The sequence below is a fragment of the Streptomyces sp. NPDC028289 genome (assembly GCF_055565975.1).
The window spans coordinates 776558-800780 of the sequence record NZ_JBVHTI010000006.1; the positions used below are offsets into that span (position 1 = coordinate 776558).

The following is a 24223-nucleotide window of genomic DNA, read 5'->3' on the forward strand; positions in this document are numbered from 1 at the left end:
ACGTCCCGGGTACCGAGTGCGCCGTCTGCTTTGACGGGCTCCGGGTCGATGACCGGGCAGACCGACTCGACTCCGCGGACGATCACCTTGTACGTCACAGGCCATGCGCGTTCTTCGGTCCACCCGACGTAGGCACCGCCGCCCCCGTCCGACGTTCGGTCAGGGTCGCCCTGGACCGTGGCACCGCGCTCTCCGCATGACGGACAGCCGAGCACGTGAGCACCCCAGGCCGACTCGTTGACCAACCGCACCGGCAGTCCTTCATCGCCGGAACGTCCGCACCCCGTAAGGAAGACGGTGATGATGCCCAGTGCCGCCAGGAGCGCGATACGTGGTCGTCCCACGCTCCGACAGGACACGGAGTTGTGACTGGCCGGTCTCAAAGGTCGCATGCTCGGACTCCCCCGTGATCACGACTGGCGATTGGATCATCGCAGGTCACAGGCCGATGAGCAATGTTCCGGGGCCGCCTGCTGCTTCTGCCGCCGGCGGGGGAGGGGAACACTGACCGGCGACCTCTGGACGTGCTCCGGACTGGATGGCTGGCTGCAAGTAATCGACGATCTATTGCAGAATCCATACTGGAAGGCGAAAAGAAGCGTCCACTGTCTTGTCCGGCTGTGCTGTCGCGCCCTAATGTCCCGGTACGCAGCAACACGGCCCGCTCCCGTCGTGCTGCCGCGCGCCGAGCTGCCCTCGGTGACCTCCGCTCCCAGAGAAACGAGAAGCCGATGGCGCGGCACACCGACCACGTGACTGCGGAGCGGCTGAGAGGCCGCGCGCGAAGGCCGGCTCGGACCCTGGTGGCGCTGACCGCGGTCACCGCCGGACTCGTGCTCGGCCTCGGGGCCCCCGCCCCGGCGGCAGCGTGGCACGGTGGCCGTGCGGGCTCCCCGGCGGTGACCCGGGCCGGGCTCGACCCCGCCCTCGTCGCGGGGCGGGGCGCCGCGGTGGACTTCGACGAACAGGAGGCGGAGAAGGCGGCGACGGACGGCACCGTCATCGGCCCCGACCGCACCGCCTACACGCTGCCCTCGGAGGCGTCCGGCCGCGCGGCGGTGCGCCTGAAGCCGGGCCAGTACGTCGAGTTCACCCTGCCGCGCGCGGCCAACGCTCTCACTGTGCGGTACAGCATCCCCGACGCTCCCGGAGGCGGCGGCATCACGGCCCCCCTCGATGTCTCCGTGGACGGCCGGCACCGCACCACGATGACCCTCACCTCGCGGTACTCCTGGCTCTACAACCAGTACCCGTTCAGCAACGACCCTCAAGGCGACCTGCTGCACCCCGACTGGTGGATCACCGAATGCGGTTGCGTTCCCGCCGCCACCACGCCGGTGCCCACCATCGACAAGCCGTTCAGGCCGAGCCACTTCTACGACGAGCAGAGACTGCTGCTCGGCAAGCGGTACGCGGCCGGTGACACCGTCCGCCTCACCGCGCCCGGGAACACCACGGCCGCCTGGACCGTCATCGACCTGCTCGACACGCAACTCGTCGGCGCGCCCCACGTCGAGACCCATGCCGTGAACGTCATCGCGTTCGGCGCCGACCCCACCGGCCGGCGTGACGCGGGCGACGCCTTCGACCGGGCCATCGCCTACGCCGAGAAGCGGCATCTCAAGGTGTACCTGCCGCCGGGAACGTACCAGGTGAACCGTCACATCACCGTCGACGACGTGAGGATCGTCGGGGCCGGCAGCTGGTACACGATCGTCAAGGGCCACGAGGTCACCCTCGCCACCCCTGCCCCCGACGGCTCGGTCCACACCGGGGTGGGCTTCTACGGCAAGGACACGGCGGACGGCGGCAGCCACGACGTCCACCTGTCGGGCTTCGCCGTCGAGGGCGACGTACGCGAACGCATCGACACCGACCAGGTCAACGCCCTCGGCGGGGCGCTCAGCGACTCGACGATCGACGGCCTCTACCTCCATCACACCAAGGTCGGCATGTGGTTCGACGGCCCGATGACCCGTCTGCGCGTCACCCGTACCCAGATCGCCGACCAGATCGCCGACGGCCTCAACTTCCATACCGGTGTGACAGATTCGAGTGTCTCCGACACTTTCGTCCGCAACACCGGCGACGACGGTCTGGCCATGTGGTCGGAGAAGACGGGCGACGCACGCAACGTCTTCGCCCACAACACCGTGCAGACCCCGGTCCTCGCCAACGGCATCGCCCTGTACGGCGGCACCGACAACACGGTCACCGGCAACCTCATAGCCGACCCGATCAGAGAGGGCAGCGCCATCCAGGTCGGCTCCCGGTTCGGCGCGCAGCCGTTCACCGGACATCTGAGGATCTCGGACAACACCACAGTGCGTTCAGGGCCGTTCGAGCTCAACTGGAAGATCGGCCTGGGAGCCATCTGGTTCTACGCCCTGGAACGGGACATCGACGCCGACATCCAGGTCACCGGCGACCACTTCCTCGACAACACCTACAACGCGATCATGCTGGTCTCGGACTTCCCGGTGAAGGACATGTACGCGATCCGGGGCGTCCGCTTCAAGGACATCCGCGTGGACGGCACCGGCACGTCCGTGCTCAGCGCCCGCTCCGCCGGATCGGCGTCCTTCGAGAACGTGGATGCCCGTAACGTCGGCGCGGTCGGCATCGACAACTGCGGATCCTTCAACTTTCCCCCCTCCGGCTCCGAGTTCGCGGTCGACGACCTCGGCGGCAACGACGGAGGGGGCACGACCGGCCCCTGGCTGGCGTCCTGGGAACTGCCGAACACCATCACCTGCGAGGACCGGCCCCCGGTGGTCCCGCCACCCGCCCCGGCACCTTGGTGAGGCACGACGTATGAACTGGCCGTGCCGTCGTGGCGCCCGCGCACGGGGGAGCGGCCCCGTCTCCCTGCGGGACATCTGCCGTACAACCCTCTGAGCGTCCAACGGGTCTCACCTTGCGTCCGAAGTGCTCCGGGAAGTCCGGAGGTGGCCGCTTCGCGCTACGGGGAACTGCGCTGACCACGCACGCCTCTTGGGGGTCCCCTGCTTCGGAGCACGTCTCAGCACGTGTCATGACACGTGGCTCAACCACGACGATCAGGGGGAAACGTCAGATGAGGCATCTCAAGACCGCCACTGCGGCGCTGGCCTGCGCCTTCGCTCTCGTCCCGGCCGGAGTGGCGACCGCCGGGACCGGCCCGGCGCCCGCGCCGGCCGCACGCACGGCCACTGCGGCGGCCTCCACCGCGCCGTCCGCCGACGGTAACCCGGCGAGCCTGCGGGCTCAGGCGGCCGGGGTGTGCGCGGACGCCTACCAGATCGGAACCACCGGGTACATCACGCGCGCAGGCAGGACCGCCGCCTCCGTCAAGCAGTTCTACTCGCCGTCCTGCGGCAGGAACTACGGCTACGTCTGGGTGTGGCAGAGCTTCCGAGACGCCGTCGGAGACTACGACGTGACGTCGGCCGTCTACAGCTACTCTCAGGACGAGGTCCTCGGCAAGCGCTCCTGGACCAACACCACCGCCCAGGAGTTCTGGTCCAACGGCACCAGCACCGTGAGCGAATGCACGGCCGGGTCGGGCACCGTACGGGCCGCCGGTGACCCCGCACCGGTGGGGGGCTACTCCGGCAAGCGCTGCTGAACCCATGCCCACGGTGGGGGAGTGACCAACGGATCCTCCCCCAAGCGCCGGAAGTTGCATCAGATGAGTGATCCAGATGTCCGCTACGTCGTCTGCCAGTGCATCTGCTGACGCTCCCCTTCGCTTCGAGCTCGCAGGATGGAGCCCGCTGACCTGCAGGACTAGCGTCACCCTCCCGTTTACTGCAAGATACTTGCGTTCTGCGGGAGGGGTTTGTGGCCAGGGACGTAGAAGCACCCATCGGGTCCGCGCGACTTGAGTTGGTCGAGGGCGTACGTCTCCTGCACCCGGCGGATGCGGTGCTTGAGGCGATGCTCACGGGGTGGGGCCGCCAGCAGCGAGGCGGCCGGCACCTGCAGGAGAAGACGGTGAACGACCGGATCGCTACCATCCGCAGGTTCGTGAAGTTCGCCGACGCCTTCCCATGGACGTGGGGTGCCGCGGACATGGATGAATGGACGACGCATCTGGTCGCAGAGAAGCACTTGCAGCCGTCGACGATCAGGGCGACGCAGGGGGCCGTCAGGCTGTTCTGCGACTACCTCCTCGATCCTCGCTACGACTGGGCCGTGGAGTGCGAGAGGCGGTTCGGCACCCATCCCATCCAGGTCTGCCACGAGTGGAACACCCTCGATCACCTGCTGGACTACGAGGGTGATCCCGACCGCCGGCCGATGACGCGGGGCGAACTGCAGCAGTTGTTCGACCACATCGACGAACGCGTCGACTTGGCGATCCGACGCGGCCGCAAGGGAGCCCTGACCGCCTACCGCGACGCGACCCTGTTCAAGGTGATCTATGGCTGGGGCCTGCGGCGGACGGAGACTGCCCGGCTGGACACCTTCGACTGGTATCGCAATCCCAAGGCCAAGGAGTTCGGACGGTTCGGCATGCTTGAGGTTCGCTATGGCAAGTCGTCCCGGGGCCAGCCACCGAAACGGCGGAGCGTCTGCAGCACGATGCCGTGGGCTGTCGAGGCGGTTGAGGACTACACCACCAACATCCGGCCGCGGTTCAAGGGGCACGACCGGAGCAAAGCCTTGTGGCTGAGTGAACGGGGCACCCGCCTGTCCGCGAAGGAGATCGACGAGCGATTCTCCGTCTATCGCAAGGCCCTCAAGCTCGACGAGGACCTGGTGCCGCACTGCTTGCGGCACTCGTACGTCACGCACAGCATCGAGGACGGGGCCGACCCGGTCTTCATCCAGCAGCAGGTCGGCCACGAGTATGCGTCCACGACTGCTCTCTACACCGGCGTGTCCGGCGACTTCGCGAACACCATGATGCGGAAGGCAATCGACTCAGCGCTCCAGCGCGATCTGCAGGACTTTGGCCCCGGCGGCAGGAGCAGACGATGACGGCAAAGCTCGACTACCGGTGGAAACTGCGCGAGGTCATGGCGACCCGCGGCATGTTTTCCACGATCTCCCTGCAACCTCTGCTGGCCGAACGCGGCATCGACTTGTCCTCCAGCCAGGTCTACCGGCTGGTGACTGAGCGACCCGAGCGACTGAGCCTGAAAGTTCTCATGGCCTTGCTGGACATCCTGGACTGCTCGATGGACGACCTCATCGAGCCAGTAGCCTCGGCCTCCTCGGCTGCCAAGCCGAAGCGTGCAGTCGGCGACGCCGACACCAGCGTCGGGTCGTTCCCCCCAAGCGGGCCCGGATCGTCCCCCGGTCAGAGCCGTGACCCAGCCCGACCGGATCCTCTCTGATCCCTGCGGCACCATCGTGGACATCGTCGCGCGGGTCGAGCCTGATCTGACTGTGGAGCAAATCCGGGATGCGGTGAAGCAAGCCGCCCGCAGCCGGACCGCACGCCGGAGCCTGGCAAAAACATTGACGGCCGATCCCGCACTGCTGACGTCCAGGCGCCCCGAAGGCTCTCGTTCCGTCGAACGGCTGATCCACAAGCTCCTGGCACACGGCGCCCGCCAAGTCGCCGTTCCCCTCTGCGCCGGCTGCGGCAAGCCCGAACCCCTCCCGCAGCGACGAGGGAAACTCCGCGTCTGCGCCTACTGCGACGCCACCGCACGAGCCCAGCAACAGCCCTGCGCCGACTGCGGATTGCCCCGGGTCATCCGTTACACGGGCCGCAATGGCGAAGGACTCTGCAGCAGCTGCCAGCCGAAGGACAATATCGACTGGGCTCAGCGGATCTGCGATCACATTGCCGCTGTCGACCCCACGGTCCCGGCAGAGACCGTCCGCCAGATCATCACCACCATTACCCGCGGCCGTCCCCACTACGTCCGGCGGCTGGCCTGGGACCTGGAGGACCGGCCCGGAATGCTGACCGGGAACGCCGCCCACGGAACCCCCAAGGTCATCGCGCTGATCGATGCCCTCCGGGACGCCGGAGCGCAAGCCATCGTCCGCCCGCCCTGCCCCCACTGCGGCCGCACCAGCGTAACGCTCCGCAACACCCTGGGAGATGTCAGGGTCTGCCCGACCTGCTACAACACCCGCAAGGCCGTCAACTGCTCTCGTTGTAAGCGCCGCTCTCCCGTCGCCCGCCGCAGCCCCGACGGACAATCCATCTGCAAACACTGTGACCGGACCGACCCGATCAACCATGAAGAATGCTCCGGATGCGGCCGACTCCGGCCGATCATCAGACGAAACAGCCCGACCGGCCCCCTCTGTGACACCTGCTACCGGCCACCCGTCGCAATCTGCCTGCTCTGCGGGCACGCCCGCCCGTGCTTCGGCGTCGCCGGCGGCATGCCACGCTGCGAAAACTGCACGCGTTTGCGAGAACCCTGCCTGGACTGCGGCCGCACCATGCCCGTCAAGGCCCGAACCGCCAACGGCCCCCTTTGCGAGACCTGCTTCAAGAAGAACCCCGTCTCCTTCAAGGCCTGCACCCGCTGCGGCACGGTCGAACGACTCCGGCACCACGGCCTCTGCCATCGATGCGCCTGCGATGAGGAACTCACCGCGTTGCTGGCAGGCCCTGACGGAGCCGTCGCAGCCCCACTCATGTAACTTCACTCGACCCTGATGGCCAGCAATCACGTCCGCGTCCTGGACTGGCTACAAAAGCAGAACACAGCAGTCTCGGTACTCCGCGAGATAGCCACCGCAGAATGCTCCCTCGACCATGAATCACTCGATGCCCGAACAGACAAGGCCGTCGAACACCTTCGGGCCATCCTCGTCGCTGCCGGCGCCCTGCCGCGACGCGACGAACAACTGGTCGCGGCAGAGCGATGGATCGCCGCCGCTGTCGCTGCCATTGCAGATCTCTCCGACCGCCACACCATCCAGGCATTTGCCACCTGGACCCACCTGACTCGTCTGCGTAAGTACTCCCGTCGCAAGCCCATCACCGCTGGCCAGGCGGTGTCCGCCCGCCGCAGCGTCAAGGCAGCGGTCGGCTTCCTGGCCTGGCTGCGAGCCGAGGGCCTGAATCTTGAGGCTGTCGGCCAGCGTGATCTCGACCGCTGGCTGGAAGGCGGCCCCACTACACGGCAATATGCTCGTGACCTGGTTCTCTGGGCCGTCCGCACCAAGCGAGCGACAAACATCAGCATCCCGGCGCGTCTCAAGAACTCTCCGACCCAAGCTCTCGACGAGGACGAACGAAGAGAGATCGCCCACCGGCTCCTCGGCGACGACCAGCTCGACGCACGCGACCGTGTTGCCGGCCTGCTGAGTCTTCTCTACGCGCAGCCTCTCAGCGTGATCATCCGTCTCACTGCCGATCACGTCGTCGTGCGCGAGAAGAGCGTCCTCTTACGCCTCGGCAAGGAGCCCCTTGAACTATCTCCCGAACTGGGCAACCTTATTCAGCAGATCGCGGCTGATCGCCGCCGTGACGGCCAGATCGGGCAGATCGACGCTCATTGGCTGTTCCCCGGAATCCGTCCGGGCCAGCACCTCAGCCATATCACTCTCGCTGCCCGACTCAAGCGGCTGGGTATCCGGTCCTTGCCCAGCCGCACGGCGGCTATCCGCGACCTGACCGCCGAAGTCCCGGCCGCAGTCGTCAACCGCCTTCTCGGCCTCAGCACCTCAACCGCTACCAGCTGGGCCAAGAGATCGGCTAAGACTTCATACGCTGCTGAAATTGCCCGCCGAAGTGTATCGGACAGGTGACGACTGGCATGGTGGGAGGACACCGCGCGGGAGTGTGGTGATCCGCTGCCGTAGACGATGGCGGCGGAGGCTTGAGCGGACCCGGCAGCGGGTGGCTGCGATGCAGCGGGGAGAGCATGCGGAGTGCCCGGTGTGCGGGCGGTCGTTGACGGTAGTCCAGGCGGTGGGTCGCGCCAAGGGTCGGGTATGAACGCTGCCGCTGAGGCTCCTCGCGGCGACGGCTGCGTTCTACGGGCGCTCGGCCATCGCTCACAGCTCCAGCACCAACCGCTCTCCTTCCGGTGCGCGCGAGACGCAGGGCAGCATGGTGCCGGCCGCACGTTCGGTGGCCGTGAGCCGGCGGTCACGGTGATCGACGTGGCCATGGGCCACCCGTACCCGGCAGGTGCCGCAGAACCCTTGGCGGCAGGAGAACGGCATGTCGGGCAGGGCGTCGTGGAGAACATCCAGGGCGGAGCGGTCGCAGGGCACTGGCAGAATTCTTCCGGTGTCGCCCAGCTGAAGTTCGAAGGGACGGCCGTCCGTGATGGGGGCCGGGGCGAACCGTTCGAAGTGCAGGGCTGACGCGGGGCTTCTACCGAACGCGCGCCGAACGGCGTCGATCATGGGGGCGGGCCCGCAGCAGTAGACCGCACCCGCCGCCGGGCTCAGGCTCAATAGATCGGCTGCTTCGGGCACGTCGGACTCGTCGTCAGGACGGATGGAGACCCGGTCAGGGGCTGCGGCTGCGAGTTCGGCCAGCTCTGCCGCGAAGGGCATCGAGTCGCGGCTGCGGCCGGTGTGCACGAGCCTCCAGTCCAGGCCGCGTCGGGCGGCTTCCCGGGCCATCGGCAGGATCGGGGTGATTCCGATGCCGCCCGCGATGAGCAGGATGGACGCTTCGGCGGCGAAGGGGAAGGCGTTCCGGGGCGCGGTGATGGCGACGCGCATTCCGTCTTCGAGGGTGTCGTGTACCTCGGCCGAACCGCCTGCGCCGTTGGCGATGCGGCGCACCGCGATGCGGTACCGGTACCGGTCGGCGGGGTCGCCGCACAGCGAGTACTGCCGCTTGCGGCCGGAGGGCAGGCGCAGTTCGATGTGCGCGCCGGGCTGCCAGGGCAGGAGTATTCCCCCGTCGGGTGCTGCCAGCCGCAGGGAGACGACATCCTCGGCCTCTTGGTGCCTGGCGGCGACCACCAGTTCCCGGATCACGGGCATCTCGGTGTCCTGCGGGCGCCTGGGGGGAGTGGTGCGCCGCGCGAGGCGCGTAACCGCGTGGTCGCTGAAAGCCGCCAGCTTCCGCATGAAGGAGTCGCCGCGCGGTCGGCCGTACAGATCCGGCGGCCGAGTGACAGGTGTGCTGATGTCCATGGGAGGCCTCACTGGTTGCCGGGTCATTGGGCAGCCGCTCGGGCAGCGGGGGACGCCGCCAGATAGGCGACCGCCTGCTGGGTCGAGCCCTCCTGGGTCGGGTGGTAGCCGGGGCGGAAGTAGCGCAGTACCGAGCGGGCGAACGCGCCTGGTGGCGGCAACAGGTCCTTGCGGGCGGCGGCCAGGTAGTCGCGGAAGCGGACCTTGACCCGATCGTCGAGTTCGGGGTCGGCGCTCATCAGGAAGCGGACTCCGCGGATCCACAGCCGGGTCAGCACCGGAGCGGTGACGAGCATGCCGACCACTCGGCGCCGGTACCGGGGATCGAGGTGCACCAGCAGGTCGAACGCGACCGAGCGGTGTTCGACCTCCTCCGCGCCGTGCCAGCGGAACAGATCGAGCATCGCGGGGTCCGCGCCGGCCTGGTCCAGGTGCCGGTTGCTGAGAATCCAGTGACCCATGTACGCGGTGAAGTGCTCGAAGGCTGCTATGAGGGCGAGCCGTTGGAGGAGGTGCGCGTGGGTGGCGGCCGGCGTCAGTTCCGGCCGGTCTCCGAGCACCCTTCGGAAGATCCATTCGGACTGGCGGGTGTACGGGGCCGGGTCCAGCCCTTTGGCGAGCAGGTGCTCCAGGACCTCCTGGTGCGCCTCGGCGTGCATTGCTTCCTGGCCGATGAAGCCGCGTACGTCCTCGCGCAGCCGGTCGTCGGTGATCAGTGGCAGTGCCTGCTCGAAGGTGCGCACGAACCAGCGTTCGAGTTCGGGGAGCATGAGGTGGAGCACATCGAAGGTGTGGGTGGCGAAGGGCTCACCGGGCAGCCAGTGCAGCGGGGTGGTGCTCCAGTCGAAGGTGACGTCCCGGGGTTGCAGCACCAGGTCGTGGTGGTCGATGGGCTCGGACGGCCTCTCCGGGTGGGCATGTGCGGCTCGGAACATGACAGGTTCCTCCTCCGTCGGTGATCGGTGTGTGCGGAAGGGCGGTCAGGCAGTCGTCCAGTACTGCCGGCCCTGCCGGTCTGTTGGGCTGTCAGATCGGGTGCGCGGTGTGGTCCGGAGTGCGGCGGGAGCCGTCTTCGATGCGGTGGGCGAATTCCGCGATCCGGGACGCGACCTCCTCGGGGTGGCTGAGCTGTACCCAGTGCCCGGCGTCGATCGGGCGCCGTTGTATCTGGCCCGTCCAGTGCTCCACTCCGTACGACAGCACTGGGGTGACGCAGAAGTCGCGCGTGGGGATGATGAGCTGAACCGGGACGGTGGTCTGCCGGTCCCGGGGACGCAGCAGGCGGGGCAGCATGTTGGCGCGGTACAGCGCGGTGCCGACCACGGCGTCGCGGGCCAGCGTCGGCGCGGGGTAGGGGGTGTGCCCGGGCACGCCTTGAGAGCCGGTGAGGAAGGCGCGCCAGCGGTGTCCCAGCGCTCTCCAGGTCAGGGCGGGCAGGAGCGGAAGATGGAAGTAGGCGATGTACCAGGACCGTGCGGCCTGCCGCAGCATCTTCGGCAGATCCGGATGCCGCGGCCGGAGGCGGGCCCGGATCAGGTGGCCGACGTGGTCCAGGCAGGGTCCGGAGATGGAGGTGAACGAGGCGATCCGCCCGGCCAGGCGGGTGCCGGTGACCGACTCCCAGGAGTGGATCGATCCCCAGTCGTGTCCGACCAGGTGCACCGGGCGGTCGGGGCTCACTGCGTCGAGAACCGCCTCCAGGTCGGCCTCCAGGCGGGACATCCGGTAGGCGCGCGGACCCCTGGGCCGGTCGGAGGCGCCAGCTCCCCGCACGTCGAAGGCGGTGACGTGGAAGCGGTCGGCCAGGCGCTCGGCGACCGGGCGCCACACGGCGCTGGTGTCCGGATAGCCGTGGACCAGCACCACCGCAGGAGCCGTGGACGCTCCCCATTGATAGGCGGCCAACTCCACGCCGTCCGCGGCGATCCGGCGCTGCCGCAGGGCGGCCGGGGCCGTCATCGGCCACCGCCGGCAGGGGTCAGTTCGCCGTAGTTCAGACCGCCGTGGAAGAAGCTGGGCCGCACCGGCCAGTGCCGCTTGAAGGGGGCCAGCTCGGAGGAGGGCAGGATCTGCAGCCAGCGCGGATCGCGTCGGCTGGGGTCGGCGAGGGTCTTCTCCTTGACCATGGAGTCGTACTGGTCGAGGGAGTCCTCCAGGGTGTTGGCGTTGGGCACCACCTCATGGCCGTAGAACGCGGCGTGGCGGCGCACCCCGGGGATGCGGGAGAGCTCGGGCTGCCAGTTGTCGGCGGAGATGCCGTTCTCGGAGGAGACCCACACCCCGTCAGGGGTGTTCAGCACCAGGGAGTGGTTGCCGTCCGTGTGGCCGGGGGTCCACAACAGGCTGACGCCGACGCCGAGTTCGACATCTCCGTCGAAGGCGGTGACGCGCTCGGGTGGTACTCCGTCCATGCCTCCGTCGACGTACCAGGCCCACTGCATCGGATGCGTCGATTCGAAGGTGCCCAGCTCCCTGCGGTGCACCAGCAGCCGGGCGCGCGGGAACAGTGCTTCGCGGGGCGCCCGTTCGCCGGGAATGGTGCTGGTGCTTCCCATGATCATGCGCACGTCCTGGACGTGCAGGTGGTCGAAGCTGACGAAGTCCACGTCCTCGGGTCGCAGACCGCAGGAGGGCAGGACGGTGTTCGGGTCCTGATAGAAGCGGGCGAAGACGTGCTCGGTGAGAAAGTCCCCCGCCAGCCGCTTGAGCTGGGCGTAGAACGGCGCTTGAGCCGTTCCGGCGGCGACGGTCGGCTCCCACACCAGTGTTTTCGGCTCACCGTCGAAGCCGTCGAACTGCACGACGAGCATCCGGTTGACGATGCTCACGAACGGGTTGACGGCGAGCGCGGCGCCGTGGAAGCCGAACCGGGTCGGGTACGGGGCGGCGGCGATGTCGAAACTGCGGACGGCGTGGATGCGGCCCTGCTGGACGAACCGCTCACGGTAGGTGGCCGCGGCGCTGCGCACGGCGCGCAGCCGGTCACCGCGGGGCCATACGTCGTGGACGCCCTCGAATTCGGGGATGGGGCGCGGGGCGGCGGCGTCCTGGGCCTTTGTCGCGCTGGGCGCCGGCTTGGGCGTGGTGGTCACGGGCTCAACTTTCGGGATGGCGGGCGGTCCGGGTGCGCTGCTCGTAGGCCGCGCGGACCGACCGGTCGGACAGGGCGGCGAGCTGGTCGGGGACGAGGAGGCGATGCAGGGCGTCGCGGGCTCGGCCCGGCAGCACCGCGGCCAACCGGGTCAGGGCGGCCACCTGGCGTGGAACGAAGACCTCGAACCGCGGGCGCAGCACGACGTCGAGCACCGCGTCGGCCACCTGATCCGTCGTCAGGCGTCGGGTGGGTCCGGTCGCGGTGCCCACGGCCAGCTCGGTGTCCACGACGCCGGGCATCACCAGGGACACGTGCACGCCGGTGCCGCGCAGTTCGGCGCGGACGGCTGTGCTGTAGCCGTGGAGTGCGTGCTTCGTCGCCGCGTAGGTCGCCTCGCCGGCCGGGGCGACCTTGCTGGCGGCGGAGGCGATGTTCACCACGTGGCCGCGACCGCGTTTCCGCATCCCCGGGATCACGAGTTTCATCCCGCGCAGTACGCCGTGGACGTTGACGTCGAACTGGCGCAGGGCGGCTTCCTCCGGTTCCTGCTCGAAGGGGCCCACCCACATGATTCCGGCGTTGTTGATCAGTACGTCGATCGGCCCCAGCCGGGTCTCGACGGTGCGCAGGAAGTCATCGAAGGAATGGGTGTCGGTGACGTCGAGAGACAGCCCGAGCAGCTGGCCACCGGGATGCGCGCCGATGGCACCAGCCGCCTCCATGGCTAGCTCCGCGTCGAGATCGCCGATCGCCACGGCCGCTCCGGCCGCGGCGAGCCGGGCCGCGACGGCACGCCCGATTCCGCGGCCCGCCCCGGTGACCGCGATCACCCGGCCGGTCAGCGGTTGTGCGCGGGGGAGCCTGTCGCGGTCTCTCCGGCTGGACGCGTACGAGTTTTTGGGCGGTGCTGCCACGATCGAGCCCCTTTCTTGCCCTGAGCATGAGCGCCGAGCGGCCGGCGGACCTCGCGCTCGTCTGACACGACGCCATGTCAGATGAACTGACAAGCTAGAGTGTCAGTTCGGAGCACACCGGTGTCAACACCTCTGCGAAGGGGAGAAATGACCGGCACACAGACCGCCGGGCGGCGCTACGGCGGACGCGACGCGGCGCAGCGACAGCAGGAGCGCCGCACCCGCCTCATCCAGGCGGGCCTCGACCTGTTCGGCACAGCCGGATATGCCTCGGTCTCCGTCAAGCAGGTGTGCTCGCACGCCGGACTGACCGAGCGCTACTTCTACGAGTCGTTCCGCGACCGCGAAGACCTTCTCGCCGGGGTCTACGACGAGCTGATCACTACGATCATCGCCGAGACCGCGCAGGCCGCAGCCGCTGCCGCACCCGATGTCGACGCCCAGCTGCGCGCCGGACTCGAGGTCTTCATCCGCACACTGGCCGGCGACGCCCGCAAGGCCCGCCTGGTGCTCATCGAGGTCGTGGGCGCAAGCCCCCGCCTCGAAGTGCGGCGCCGTGACGTCTTGCACGAATTCGCCGCGATGGTCGCCGCCGTCGTCGGACCGCCATCTGACCCGGAAGCCTCCTCCAGCCGGCTCACCATGACCGCGATGAGTCTGGTCGGCGGAGTCAACGAACTGCTCGTGGACTGGACGCTCGGCCACCAGAGGGCCACCGTCGAAGAACTGATCGACCTGTGCCACACCCTGTACATCGCGGCCTACCGAGCCATCAGCGATCAGCTCTGATCAGGCAGGCCGGATTCCCTCAGGAGCTTCTGCACCGGACGGCAGCCCACACCCCCTGCTCACCGGACAGGCCCTGCCACTGTCGCTGGGCGCCCGCAGCTGCCCAAACCCGCTAGGTGCCTGCGTCCTCGACCGCAGCCACTGTCCATTCGCGCGGTGGACGCATTCGCCAGAATCGAGCACTGCGCCCAGCTGGTGATCATCGTCGACGGCGTCGGGCTCGTGCCTGTCCCACCCGACGCCGCCGAGGGCTTCTGCTGCTTGGTGTGCCTGGCGGCTGCCGCGACCAGGCATCCCCGCATCTGCGTCTGCAGCGTTTTCGGGGTGTGCCGAGACCAGCCGCAAGTATCCGATCGCCATTGAGCTGCTCATGGCGCGTGAGGCCCGCTCGTGCCGCCCGTCCTTGGCCACCTGTCGAACGCCAGGAGGGCGTTCTTCCGTGCTCCGCGTCAAGGTGGCGGCGATCGCCTTCTCGCCCGGGAAGAGTCGGAAGAGGTACGGCTGCGTGGCACCGGTCTGCCTGGCAATCGCCTCGGCGGAAATGCCGTAGCAGCCCTTGGGCCCGAACTCGCGATCGCAGCGCGCTGATGGTGCTGTCGCGTCTCTCCCGCCTGCTCATCCGGCGCGTGCCGCCATGCCGGCGGGCGTCAGTCAGCTCGACTTGAAGCCGGCCGGCGACGCGACCCGGGATCAGTTCCGTGCTTGAGCTTGCGCACTGGAAACCGATCGGTTTACAGTGAGACCAAGGGGAAACCGACCGGTTTCCCAGATGGCTTCGGGAGTGCGTGATGACGACAAATCGGCCGGTGGCCCTGGTGACGGGTGCGTCCTCCGGTATCGGCAAGCAGACTGCGCTCGCGCTGGTCGCGGCGGGTTTCGAGGTGGCCGGCACGGGCCGCGACACCTCACACGTCACCCCGCTCCAGGGTGTGACGTTCTTCGACCTCGACGTGGTCAGTGACAAGTCGGTCACCGCCGTGGTCCAGCAGGTGATCGAGCGGTTCGGGCGGATCGACGTCCTGGTCAACAATGCCGGCATCGGCTCGATCGGCGCGGCGGAGGAAACCTCACTCGCGCAGGCCCAGGGCGTCTTCGACATCAACGTCTTCGGGGTCATGCGCATGGTGAGAGAGGTTCTGCCGCACATGCGTGCCCAGGGACGCGGACGCATCATCAACCTCTCGTCCGTGCAGGGCTTCATCCCCGCTCCCTACATGGCCGTCTACGGCGCGTCCAAGCACGCGATCGAGGGCTACTCCCAGTCCCTGGACCACGAGGTCCGCCCGTACGGGGTTCGCTCGCTCCTGGTCGAACCCGCCTACACCAACACCGGATTCGAGGCCAACAGCACCAAGCCCGACACCCCCCTGCAGACCTACGCCGACCAGCGGCACGTCTTCGACCGCCTGATGACAGAGGCGATCAAGGCCGGTGACGACCCGGCCGTGGTCGCCAAGGCGATCGTCACGGCAGCCACCGACGCGAAGCCGAAACTGCGCTACGCCGCCGGTCCCATGGCCGCACGCGCACGCATGCTCCGCTTCGTTCCTGCCTGGGTCCTGGACAAGCAGATCCGCACGATGAACAAGCTCAACGGCTGACATCTGCCACCCGCGCATCCCGCCACCCACAAACCCGTTCGTGCCGTTGATACCGGGAGAGACCCGTGTCCGAGACCCTGCACTCCGCCGCCACTACCATCGCACGCTGGCGCTCCGCCGAGGAACGCGGTGATGTCGACGCCGCGGTCGCGTGCCTGAGCCCGGACGTCGTGCTCAGCTCGCCGCTCACCGACCAGTTCCGCTTCGAGGGATCTGACCAGCTGCGCGACTTCCTGACCGTGGCGTTCGCGGCGGTCAAGGACGTCGGTGTCCTCGGCGGACAGCACTCCTGGTGGCGGCCGCCACTTGCGACTCGCCGCGCCTTCCAGTGACTTGACCCAACAGGAGACGCTTCCATGAACCGACGTACGTTCCTTACGGCGACCACCGCTTCGCTGGCCGCCACCCAACTCGCCGGACCCGCCTACGCCTCCGCATCCCCCTCCGGTTCAACAGCCGGTCACTACGAGGTCGTTGCCCGCTTCTGGGGCGCGATGCCGACGGGGGTCACCGTCTCGTGCCGCGGCCGCATCTTCGTGAACTTTCCCCGCTGGGGCGACGACGTCCCGTTCACCGTCGCCGAACTGCGGGGCGGGAAGCCGGTGGCCTACCCCGACGCCGAGGTGAACCGCCAGGACGCCTCCGACCTGGCCGGGCACTTCCAGTCGGTGCAGAGCGTCGTCGTCGACGGGGCCGACCGACTGTGGATCCTCGACACCGGAAGCCCGCTGTTCGCCGGGTCCTCCTACGGCGGCCCCAAGCTCGTGGCCGTCGACCTGCGCACCAACCGGATCGTACGGAAGATCCTCTTCCCGCCCGAGGTGGTGCCGGCGAACAGCTACCCCAACGACGTGCGCTTCGACCTGCGGCGCGGCGCCCAGGGCACGGCGTTCATCACCGACTCGGGCGGCTCCAACGGCATCATCGTGGTCGACCTCGCCACCGGCCGCTCCTGGCGGCGACTGGACGGACATCCCTCGACGCTCCCGGACGAGCAGTTCCTTCCGGTCATCGATGGCCAGCCCTTCATGGTCCGCCCCGCGGGCGGCGAGCCCACGTACTACGAGACCGGCTCCGACGGCATCGCTCTCAGCGCCGACGGCACGCGCCTCTACTACTGCCCGCTGTCCAGCCGCCGACTGCACAGCGTGTCCACCGACGCCCTCGCCGACCCGGACGCCACGGACGCCGAGGTCGCGGCGACAGTCGAAAACCTCGGGTTCAAGCCGATGGCCGACGGCCTGGAGAGCGACGACAAGGGACGGCTCTACGGCGGCGACCTGGAACACAACGCTATCTGGCGCAGAAACCCGAACGGCACCTACCGGACCCTCGCCCAGGGCACCGACCTGAACTGGATCGACACTCTGTCGGTCGCCTCGGACCGGCACCTGTACGCCACCGCAAACCAACTCGACCGGCTGGCGCCCTTCCACGAGGGCCAGGACCTGCGCCGCAAGCCCTACCTCCTGGTCCGCCTGCCGATCGACGCCGGGCCGGTCAGGCTCGTGTGACCTCTCCGGCCGGCGTCAGGCAGCCTCCTGGTCGGAGGAGAGGGCTCCACAAGGCGGGGTTATCAGCCCGACGCTGTTGAACGTCGCCCTGCATGGGCTGGATGAAGCCGCCGGGGGGATACCATCCCTGATGGGATGAGGCACGCCAGTAGGTTGGAGCCGGGCACCCCGTGGCGATCCGCTATGCCGACGATCTGGTGGCTTTGTGCGTCAGCGAGGAACAGGCCCGACAGGTCAAGCAGCAGCTCGCGGTGTGGCTGGCGCCGAGGGGCCTGGCCTTCAACGAGGACAGCACGCGCGTCGTCCGCCTTGAGGAAGGCTCCGACAACGTCGCTCGGGGTGCAGCGTGTGCAGGCTGCGGTTGTCCGTGTGTCCGAAGGGCGGCCGCCGACTGGAGCTCAGCGCAGGCCGGCGAAGAGGTCGTTCTCGGGCAAGGGCGCGCCGGTGGTGTCGTGGACCCGGACGAACGTCTCCACGCCCATGAGCTGCGTGAACCTCTCCTTGCCCATCCGCAGGAAGGAGATGTTCTCACCCTGGCTGGCATGCGCGGCCAGCGCGTCGAACTTCTGGCTGCCGAAGTCGGTGGTGTCCACCCACGTGGTGATCTCCTCGTCGGGCAGGCCGATTTCAGGCCCCTCTCCGGCCTCGGACGGACCTGGCTCCTCCCACTCCGCGCCGAACTCGCGCATGATCTGCCCGAACTCCTTCATCATGGAGCGCGGCGCCGTCGTCCAGTACACCTTCGACGCCAGTCCGGTCAGCGACAGCGCTGCCATCGTGATCCGGTTCGCCTGGATGTGATCGGGGTGGCCGTAGAACCCGTTCTCGTCGTAGGTCACGACGACATCGGGCTGGTAATGCAGCATCAGTTCGGCCAGCCGCGCGGCTGCCTCATCGACGGGCGTACTCCAGAACGATCCGGGCGCGGTGTTGGCCGCCCAGCCCATCATCCCGGAGTCGGCGTACCCGAGCAGCTCAAGATGCCCGACCCCCAGGACGTCACAGCTCGCTTCGAGCTCGCCTCGACGCATCGTGGCAACGGCAGCCGGATCATGCCCGGGGTCGCCCGGCTTGGCTCCCCTCGGACCGTCACCGCAGCTACCGTCGGTGCACGTGACAAGCACCGTGCGGATGCCCTCCGCCGCATAACGCCCCAGGACACCGCCTGTGCCCGTAGCCTCGTCGTCCGGGTTGGCGTGCACTGCCATCAGCGTCAAAGGCCGGTCAGCCATGAAATCCATCCCCTGGTCGGTCAAGCAATCGGCGCCAGTCTGCGGCACTGAGGTACGTGACCGCCCGCAACCCGCCGAGTCCGTCCGGTGTCCCCTAGGATTCGACCGGCCTGGGTTCACCCGCTGCCGTCCTTCAACTAATCATTTCACAACTGATCATCTCGGAACGGGCCCAAACCGGATGGACCGGCCACGGCGGCGGGGACTCGCGTACCACCTCGCGGGACGCGACCCGAAAGAGCCCCACTGGACCGTACGTTCAGGTCCGAAGCGGTACCGGCTCCGGACTCACGGCACGTCCGCGAACCCCTGAACCTTCGCCTCGCTCACTTGCCACCCCGCTACCAATACCCCCAGGGCCCGCTCATAGCAGTCGGCGACCGCGAGCCCGGGCGGCTCGTTCCCCGACAGCACCAGGGACACCAGGCCATGGGCCGTTCCCCAGACCGACAGCGCGATGACCTCCGGGTCGGACTCCGAACTGAACTGCCCTGCCTGCTGTCCGCGCCGCACGGCGTCGACGAGGGGCCGGTAGGTCTCGATGGCCTCACGGGGCCCCTCCGACTCCGACTCGGACGGGCAATGGACGCTGCGGTCGGAGAAGAGGATCGCGTAAAGATGCGGGTTGGCGATGGCGTATTCGCGATAGATGAGCCCAAGTCGGATCACGTCGCCAGCCGGGTCGTCTGTGGGACGGATGGCTGCCAGGCGTGCGACGAAGAGCCGCGCGGCCTCCTCGTACAGGCTGCTGAGCAGCCCTGCCTTGTTGCCGAACAGCGAGTAGACCGCCGTGGTCGAGGTCTTCGCGTCCGCAGCGAGCTGTCGCAGGCTCAGCGCGGCAGTGCCGCGGTCGAAGACCGTGGCGGCCGCGCGGTGCAGGAGCCGGAGCCGGAGTGCTTCGTTATGTGTCTTGAGCCTGGCCATGGCGCCATCGTATGACAACGCCGTTACGAATGCTTCCCGGTATCTCCTTGGCTTGTTGTCGTCCGCTCAGCCCCGCGTCAGGACCCGCCGCCTCCGCACGAGCTTCTCTTGCATACCAGCAGGTCAGAGCAGAGAGGCTCGACCCCTCTCCGAATGAGAGACGTGCAACAGCGTTGCGGCGAGCAATAAAAACGCTGTTACGGTTTGCTCGGCGCCGACCTCCAGATGGTCCTGCGCGGCGCTGGCTAACGATCTAGGAGAAGTCATGTCTGAGGGGTTTGGGCGTCTGCTGTACCGCAGGCGAAAGCCGGTGCTGATACTGACCCTGCTGTTCGCCGTCCTGTCCGGGGCCTACGGTGCCGGAGTCTTCGGCTCGCTGACACCGCTCGGCTTCCAGGACCCCGGCTCGGACAGCGTGCGCGCGGCCCACATCGCCGAGAAGGCGTTCCCGCAGCGGACACCCGACGCGGTGATCGTCTACCGGGACGAGGACCGCACCGTCGACGACCCGTCCTTTCAGCAGGCGGTCGTCCAGCAGTTGGAGTCCCTGCCGAAGTCGGAGGTTACCGGCTACCTGGACTTCTGGACGACCAAGATGCCGGCGCAGGTCAGCCACGACCGGCACGCCACCTACGTCGCCCTGAACCTCCACGGCAGCAGCGAGAAGGCCAAGGAGGACGCGTACAAGGCGGTCAAGGACAAGATCCCGGCACCCGGCCTTCAGACGCTGCAGGGCGGAACGGTGCCCACCGGCCACCAGGCCAGTGAGAAGATCGAACACGACCTGAGAACCGCGGAAATCATCTCGGCCCCCGTGCTCTTCCTGCTCCTGCTGGTCGTGTTCGGCGGTCTGACCGCCGCCTTCCTCCCGCTGCTCGTCGGCGTGCTCTCCATCCTCGGTTCGATGGCCGTCCTGCGCACCATCGCCAACATCACCGACGTGTCCGTGTTCTCCATGAGCCTGGTCACGATCCTGGGTCTCGCGGTCGCCATCGACTACGGCCTGCTGATCGTCAGCCGCTACCGCGAGGAACTGGCGGCCGGCTACACCGGCGAAGCGGCGATCGGGCGCACTCTCGCCACGGCCGGGCGCACCGTGATGGTCTCCGGCACCACGGTCGCGGCGGCGCTGGCCGGCCTGACCCTCTTCCCGTCGACGTTCCTGAAGTCGATGTCGTACGGCGGTGTGGCCGCGGTCCTGCTGGCGGTGCTTTTCTCACTGGTCGCGCTGCCCGCGCTGCTTGCCGTCATGGGACCGAAGGTCAACGCCTTCCCGCTGCGCCGTAAGAAGGCAGGGCGGTCGGCGGCGGCAGGGGAGGGTGCCTGGTACCGGTTCGGGCACGGTCTGATGCGGCGGCGGTGGGTCGTGGTGGTGGGCGCGGTGGGCCTGCTGCTGACGCTCGCGCTGCCCTTCTCGAAGATCGAGTTCGGCTCCATCAACGCGCAGCAGCTGCCGAGCAGTTCCGAGGGCCGCCAGGTCTTCGACGCCATGGAGCACGACTTCGACGGTGACGCGGTGAAGTCCATCGACTCGCTGCTCGTGCTGAAGTCCGACGGGACCTCGAAGGAGCAGGGCGCGGCGCTGAAGGCGTACGCCGAGCGGCTCGGCGCCACCGAGGGCGCCACGAGCGCCCGGATCACCGGAGTCGAGGGCACCACGGCCCGGGTGTCGGTCACCTACGACGGCAATCCCGTCTCGACCCACGCGCGCGACCTGGTGAACCGGCTCAAGGACGTCCCCGAACCGCCGGGCGCCCGGGCGTACTTCGGTGGCGAGTCGGCGGTCTACGACGACACCCTGGACGCACTGGGCGAGACCCTGCCGTGGATGCTGCTCTACATCGCGGTGATGACGTACCTCCTGCTGTTCCTCGCGTTCGGCTCGGTGCTGCTGCCGCTGAAGGCCATCGCGATGAACATGCTGTCGCTGACCGCGACCTTCGGCGTCCTGGTCCGGATCTTCCAGGACGGCCATCTGCACAACCTGCTCGGCTTCGATCCGACGGGCAACATCGAGCCCAACATGCCGATCATGCTGTTCGCGCTGATCTTCGGGCTCTCCATGGACTACGAGGTGTTCCTGGTGTCCCGGATGCGGGAGCAGTACGACAAGCAGGGCGACAGCACGGAGGCCGTGGCGACCGGGCTGCAGTCCATCGGCCGCCTGGTCGTGAGCGCGGCGCTGCTGATGTGCGTGCCGCTTGCCGCGATCGGGATGAGCGATGTGCTGACCATCAAGCTCTTCGGCGTCGGCATGGTGTTCGCGGTCCTGGTGGACGTGCTGGTGGTGCGCATCTTGCTGGGAACGGCCGTCATGAGACTGCTGGGCAGAGCGGCCTGGTGGGCTCCGGGCCCACTCGCCCGCTTCTACGACCGGTTCGGCATCAAGGAGACCGACATGCCGGAGGACACCGATGAGCGGGTCCCCGTCGCCACGGGCTGAACCCTCCCGAGAGGCCGAAGTGCCTTCACCTGGGCACTTCGGCGCTCGCTGCCGTCGCGAGCGGGGGTGTCAGCGGGGCACTGCTGGGGACTCACTCCTCCGGATGCTCGCCCCGCCCGCACGCACGGCGATCATGGCGACGGTGGTTCGCGTCCTCCTGGGCGAGGCGCCGTAGCAGCCGGACGACCGGCTCGAACAGCACGGTGAGGACCACCGCCCGCTCGGCGAGGGCGATGCGGTCCTCGATCCCCTCGAACTGCGCGAAGTCCAAATCGGCGGTGGAGGTGGCGAGTCGTGCGTAGGGGATGAGGTCGTCGGCCGTGTAGTCGGTGCCGAGGCGGCTCAGCGCGGCGAGACTTTCGGCGAGTGCCGGGCGGTGGGGTGACGCGTCGGAGATCCGCCAGCCCATGTTCTCGATGAGAGCGTCGACCCTCGCGGCGGTTCCGCCCGGTACCGCCTCGCCGGCGGCCCTCTCCACTCCGGGACCGTCCTCGTTGTCGGCGCTGTTCTTCCCGTCCGTCTCCGCGGAGGGCACGGGCAGTGCATGGTGGACGACGCCCAGGGTCTCGAACGCATCCAGTGGACGGTCGACGGCTTCGAGTACTTCCCGGGTGCGGGCGACGGAGAGCCCGCCGAGCTGGATGAGGGAACGGATCAGGCGGAGCCGCTGGATGTGCTCCTCGCCGTACTCGACCGTGGTCGGGTTCAGCGCGCGGCCCTCGGGCAGCAGCCCTTCCCGTCGGTAGTACTTGATGGTCGCGGCCGGTACCCCGGACCGGCGACTGAGCTCTGAAATCCTCATGCGCTCCCTCACGCTCAACTGTCCCACCAGTATCGCGTTACCGGGGGTTGCCCCGACGGGATCGATAGTGCCACTATCGAGCACTCGGTAGTAACGCTATCGAGTGCTTCTTCGGTGTGCCACTTCCTCCGTGCGTGTGGACGACATGCGCCCGCGGAAGCCGCCTGCACCGCCACGGCCACACCCAGCCGTAGTTCTTCCCCAGCTCCGGGCCCGGCCAGTCAGTTCTGGGTCCGGTCGTCTCGTACGCCTCGACAACGGAGAACCACACCATGTCCCAGCGAATCGGCAAGACCCACTGGAAGCGCTTCGCCATCGGTGCGGTCCCGACGGTGGCTGCCACCGCGGCGGTCGCCGTCTCCATGGCCCAGGGCGCACTGGCCGCGTCGTTCAGCATCTCCGGTTCCGACTTCCAGGTCTCGGCCGGCAAGCTGAGCGGCACCGGATTCGGCAACTACGCCACGGTCGACGTCGCCAAGAACGGCAAGCACGTGCCCGTCTCCGTCTCGTCCATCAAGAACGCGACGGTCACCGACATGTGCCAGTCCGTCCCGGTGGACATACCTGTCCTCGGGACCTACACCATGACGCTCAAGGCCGGCGGGGACGGTACGCCGGCCAAGGCCAAGGACCTGTACATCGACATGACCGATCTCCAGGCGAAGAAGGGCACCTTCACCAACGTCGACATCGGCGTCGCCACCGGTTCCATGAGCAAGGGCCAGGTCAACCCGAAGGACCACGTCGATCCCGACGGCTACGCCCAGCAGGCGGACGCGGTCGAGATCATCGACGCCCACCAGAAGGTCTGGGCCACGACTGCGGGAACGTTCGAACTGGCGGGCCTGCACATGAACGTCGCGGCCGGCCGCCACGACTGCTTCTGACCTCGCTCCCGCCCCCTCGTCTCCCGTGCGCGCAAACGGCCGGCGACTGCCCAGGGGGCGGCAGCGCCCCATCGTCCTCGCGGACACCCTCACCCACTCACGACTTGGGAGCTACCACATGACGAGTGCCGGTGCACCCGCGCACCCCCGCAGTGACAGCGGCTTCACCCGCGCTCGCCGGGACTTCCGGGCCTGGCGGCGCACCCGCCCCTTCTGGGCGGGCCTGCTGGTGCTCCTTGCCGCCGCGCCCATCATCTACTTCCCGTATTTCAACCTTTCCCTGGGCGCCCTGTCCGTGGCGATGTCCACCACCGCGGGGGCCGGGTCCCTGGTCATCGGCCTGACTCTGATCGTCCTCGGCGGACTCCTCTGGTTCCAGCCGATCATCAGGTTCTTCGCCGGCTGCGTCGCGGTGTTCCTCGGCGTGCTGTCGCTTCCCATCTCCAACTTCGGCGGATTCTTCGTCGGCACCCTGCTCGCGGCGTCGGGCGGACTCCTGGCTCTGGCGTGGGGCCCGGTGGACGGGCACCCGGAGGACATACCCGACGGCGTCGAGGAGCCGTCGGCCGCCGCCGGCCGGGCGGGAGGGCAGGGGAGTGAGTGACCAGTCGCCCGACACCCGCAACGAGGCCGCAGCCCTCCGCTTCGCTCGACCACCGAGGGGCCGGCACGCCATCCCCCGTACGTCCGCGCTGACGCGCCTGCGTCTGCCGGTCGGGAGGGCACTCGCGCTGACCGCGCTGCCGACCGCCCTCATCCTGGGAAGCCAACGCCTGCCCGAGTCCGCCGACACGAGCGCCACCGCGGCGCTCTCCGTTTCCGAAGAGGGGTCAGGCGCGCCTGGAACCAGCGGTGTCGACTGCGCCCGTCCCGACGACACCTCAGCCTCTGCGACGGAGAGTCCCGCAAACCCCACCCGGTCCGCGGACCCGCGCACGGCCGGCACTCACCCGAGTGGGGAGC

Annotated in this window: 21 protein-coding genes; 13 read left to right on the forward strand and 8 right to left on the reverse strand. The window is 68.4% G+C overall.

Annotated features, from left to right (window positions below; genetic code table 11):
• Positions 1-731: 731 nt before the first annotated feature.
• The 6 genes from ACZ4UV_RS32580 (at position 732) to ACZ4UV_RS32605 (ending at position 7710) form a co-directional block, all read left to right on the forward strand.
• The gene (locus tag ACZ4UV_RS32580; protein WP_451016061.1) at positions 732-2804 is read left to right on the forward strand and encodes a glycosyl hydrolase family 28-related protein; all 2073 of its coding nucleotides are present in this window, start codon (positions 732-734) and stop codon (positions 2802-2804) included.
• 272 nt (positions 2805-3076) lie between these two features.
• Positions 3077-3607, forward strand: a complete 531-nt coding sequence (locus tag ACZ4UV_RS32585; RefSeq protein WP_467842710.1) for a hypothetical protein — start codon at positions 3077-3079, stop codon at positions 3605-3607.
• Positions 3608-3975: 368 nt separating this feature from the next.
• On the forward strand, positions 3976-4965 hold the full coding sequence (locus ACZ4UV_RS32590) for a tyrosine-type recombinase/integrase (RefSeq protein WP_467842713.1): 990 nt from the start codon (positions 3976-3978) through the stop codon (positions 4963-4965).
• On the forward strand, positions 4962-5324 hold the full coding sequence (locus tag ACZ4UV_RS32595; protein ID WP_467842716.1) for a helix-turn-helix domain-containing protein: 363 nt from the start codon (positions 4962-4964) through the stop codon (positions 5322-5324). Before ACZ4UV_RS32590 ends, ACZ4UV_RS32595 begins: the two co-directional genes overlap by 4 nt.
• Positions 5296-6597, forward strand: a complete 1302-nt coding sequence (locus tag ACZ4UV_RS32600) for a hypothetical protein (protein WP_467842719.1) — start codon at positions 5296-5298, stop codon at positions 6595-6597. The genes ACZ4UV_RS32595 and ACZ4UV_RS32600 overlap by 29 nt, the downstream gene beginning before the upstream one ends.
• A 15-nt stretch (positions 6598-6612) precedes the next feature.
• Entirely contained in the window at positions 6613-7710 is a 1098-nt protein-coding gene (locus ACZ4UV_RS32605) for a hypothetical protein (RefSeq protein ID WP_467842722.1), read from the forward strand.
• A 249-nt stretch (positions 7711-7959) separates the two neighbouring features.
• Here the strand turns inward: ACZ4UV_RS32605 and ACZ4UV_RS32610 are convergent, their stop codons facing one another.
• From ACZ4UV_RS32610 to ACZ4UV_RS32630, 5 genes are all read right to left on the reverse strand, one after another.
• The gene (locus ACZ4UV_RS32610; protein ID WP_467842725.1) at positions 7960-8907 is read right to left on the reverse strand and encodes a PDR/VanB family oxidoreductase; all 948 of its coding nucleotides are present in this window, start codon (positions 8905-8907) and stop codon (positions 7960-7962) included.
• Positions 8908-9083: 176 nt separating this feature from the next.
• Positions 9084-9995 carry a metal-dependent hydrolase gene (locus ACZ4UV_RS32615; protein WP_467842728.1) on the reverse strand — a complete coding sequence of 304 codons (912 nt, stop codon included), beginning with the start codon at positions 9993-9995 and terminating at the stop codon, positions 9084-9086.
• Positions 9996-10086: 91 nt separating this feature from the next.
• Positions 10087-11019, reverse strand: a complete 933-nt coding sequence (locus ACZ4UV_RS32620; RefSeq protein WP_467842731.1) for an alpha/beta fold hydrolase — start codon at positions 11017-11019, stop codon at positions 10087-10089.
• Positions 11016-12152: an MBL fold metallo-hydrolase gene (locus ACZ4UV_RS32625; protein ID WP_467842734.1), complete on the reverse strand. Its 1137-nt coding sequence runs from the start codon at positions 12150-12152 to the stop codon at positions 11016-11018. Before ACZ4UV_RS32625 ends, ACZ4UV_RS32620 begins: the two co-directional genes overlap by 4 nt.
• A gap of 4 nt (positions 12153-12156) precedes the next feature.
• Positions 12157-13068 carry an SDR family oxidoreductase gene (locus ACZ4UV_RS32630; protein WP_467842736.1) on the reverse strand — a complete coding sequence of 304 codons (912 nt, stop codon included), beginning with the start codon at positions 13066-13068 and terminating at the stop codon, positions 12157-12159.
• Between the two features lie 147 nt (positions 13069-13215).
• Between ACZ4UV_RS32630 and ACZ4UV_RS32635 the strand changes: the two genes are divergently transcribed.
• The 4 genes from ACZ4UV_RS32635 (at position 13216) to ACZ4UV_RS32650 (ending at position 16972) form a co-directional block, all read left to right on the forward strand.
• Positions 13216-13857, forward strand: coding sequence for a TetR/AcrR family transcriptional regulator (locus ACZ4UV_RS32635; RefSeq protein WP_467842739.1), 642 nt, complete (start codon positions 13216-13218; stop codon positions 13855-13857).
• A gap of 788 nt (positions 13858-14645) precedes the next feature.
• Entirely contained in the window at positions 14646-15458 is an 813-nt protein-coding gene (locus ACZ4UV_RS32640) for an oxidoreductase (RefSeq protein WP_467842742.1), read from the forward strand.
• 65 nt (positions 15459-15523) lie between these two features.
• Positions 15524-15790: a nuclear transport factor 2 family protein gene (locus ACZ4UV_RS32645; protein WP_467842747.1), complete on the forward strand. Its 267-nt coding sequence runs from the start codon at positions 15524-15526 to the stop codon at positions 15788-15790.
• 24 nt (positions 15791-15814) lie between these two features.
• Positions 15815-16972: an L-dopachrome tautomerase-related protein gene (locus ACZ4UV_RS32650; RefSeq protein ID WP_467842749.1), complete on the forward strand. Its 1158-nt coding sequence runs from the start codon at positions 15815-15817 to the stop codon at positions 16970-16972.
• A 398-nt stretch (positions 16973-17370) separates the two neighbouring features.
• Here the strand turns inward: ACZ4UV_RS32650 and ACZ4UV_RS32655 are convergent, their stop codons facing one another.
• Complete coding sequence (locus ACZ4UV_RS32655; protein WP_467842919.1) at positions 17371-18204, reverse strand: PIG-L family deacetylase; 834 nt, start codon at positions 18202-18204, stop codon at positions 17371-17373.
• Positions 18205-18492: 288 nt separating this feature from the next.
• Positions 18493-19128 (reverse strand): TetR/AcrR family transcriptional regulator, encoded by a 636-nt coding sequence (locus tag ACZ4UV_RS32660; protein ID WP_467842752.1) that lies wholly within the window; start codon positions 19126-19128, stop codon positions 18493-18495.
• 265 nt (positions 19129-19393) lie between these two features.
• Here ACZ4UV_RS32660 and ACZ4UV_RS32665 point away from each other — a divergent pair, with 265 nt between their 5' ends.
• Entirely contained in the window at positions 19394-21571 is a 2178-nt protein-coding gene (locus tag ACZ4UV_RS32665) for an MMPL family transporter (RefSeq protein ID WP_467842756.1), read from the forward strand.
• A gap of 91 nt (positions 21572-21662) precedes the next feature.
• On the opposite strand, the gene ACZ4UV_RS32670 is transcribed toward ACZ4UV_RS32665, so the two are convergent.
• Positions 21663-22373: a MerR family transcriptional regulator gene (locus ACZ4UV_RS32670; protein WP_467842759.1), complete on the reverse strand. Its 711-nt coding sequence runs from the start codon at positions 22371-22373 to the stop codon at positions 21663-21665.
• A gap of 272 nt (positions 22374-22645) precedes the next feature.
• Between ACZ4UV_RS32670 and ACZ4UV_RS32675 the strand changes: the two genes are divergently transcribed.
• Together ACZ4UV_RS32675 and ACZ4UV_RS32680 are read left to right on the forward strand one after the other, a co-directional pair.
• Positions 22646-23260 (forward strand): DUF6230 family protein, encoded by a 615-nt coding sequence (locus ACZ4UV_RS32675; protein ID WP_467842762.1) that lies wholly within the window; start codon positions 22646-22648, stop codon positions 23258-23260.
• 118 nt (positions 23261-23378) lie between these two features.
• Positions 23379-23864: a DUF6114 domain-containing protein gene (locus ACZ4UV_RS32680; RefSeq protein ID WP_467842765.1), complete on the forward strand. Its 486-nt coding sequence runs from the start codon at positions 23379-23381 to the stop codon at positions 23862-23864.
• Positions 23865-24223 lie beyond the last annotated feature (359 nt).

Bases quoted from the DNA above. Each gene is read 5' to 3' on its own strand.
- ACZ4UV_RS32660 (WP_467842752.1), bottom strand. From the start codon at position 19,128: ATGGCCAGGCTCAAGACACATAACGAAGCACTCCGGCTCCGGCTCCTG.
- ACZ4UV_RS32680 (WP_467842765.1), top strand. From the start codon at position 23,379: ATGACGAGTGCCGGTGCACCCGCGCACCCCCGCAGTGACAGCGGCTTC.
- ACZ4UV_RS32655 (WP_467842919.1), bottom strand. From the start codon at position 18,204: ATGGCTGACCGGCCTTTGACGCTGATGGCAGTGCACGCCAACCCGGAC.
- ACZ4UV_RS32615 (WP_467842728.1), bottom strand. From the start codon at position 9,995: ATGTTCCGAGCCGCACATGCCCACCCGGAGAGGCCGTCCGAGCCCATC.
- ACZ4UV_RS32605 (WP_467842722.1), top strand. From the start codon at position 6,613: ATGGCCAGCAATCACGTCCGCGTCCTGGACTGGCTACAAAAGCAGAAC.
- ACZ4UV_RS32650 (WP_467842749.1), top strand. From the start codon at position 15,815: ATGAACCGACGTACGTTCCTTACGGCGACCACCGCTTCGCTGGCCGCC.
- ACZ4UV_RS32640 (WP_467842742.1), top strand. From the start codon at position 14,646: ATGACGACAAATCGGCCGGTGGCCCTGGTGACGGGTGCGTCCTCCGGT.
- ACZ4UV_RS32595 (WP_467842716.1), top strand. From the start codon at position 4,962: ATGACGGCAAAGCTCGACTACCGGTGGAAACTGCGCGAGGTCATGGCG.
- ACZ4UV_RS32585 (WP_467842710.1), top strand. From the start codon at position 3,077: ATGAGGCATCTCAAGACCGCCACTGCGGCGCTGGCCTGCGCCTTCGCT.
- ACZ4UV_RS32670 (WP_467842759.1), bottom strand. From the start codon at position 22,373: ATGAGGATTTCAGAGCTCAGTCGCCGGTCCGGGGTACCGGCCGCGACC.
- ACZ4UV_RS32610 (WP_467842725.1), bottom strand. From the start codon at position 8,907: ATGCCCGTGATCCGGGAACTGGTGGTCGCCGCCAGGCACCAAGAGGCC.
- ACZ4UV_RS32675 (WP_467842762.1), top strand. From the start codon at position 22,646: ATGTCCCAGCGAATCGGCAAGACCCACTGGAAGCGCTTCGCCATCGGT.
- ACZ4UV_RS32620 (WP_467842731.1), bottom strand. From the start codon at position 11,019: ATGACGGCCCCGGCCGCCCTGCGGCAGCGCCGGATCGCCGCGGACGGC.
- ACZ4UV_RS32665 (WP_467842756.1), top strand. From the start codon at position 19,394: ATGTCTGAGGGGTTTGGGCGTCTGCTGTACCGCAGGCGAAAGCCGGTG.
- ACZ4UV_RS32635 (WP_467842739.1), top strand. From the start codon at position 13,216: ATGACCGGCACACAGACCGCCGGGCGGCGCTACGGCGGACGCGACGCG.
- ACZ4UV_RS32580 (WP_451016061.1), top strand. From the start codon at position 732: ATGGCGCGGCACACCGACCACGTGACTGCGGAGCGGCTGAGAGGCCGC.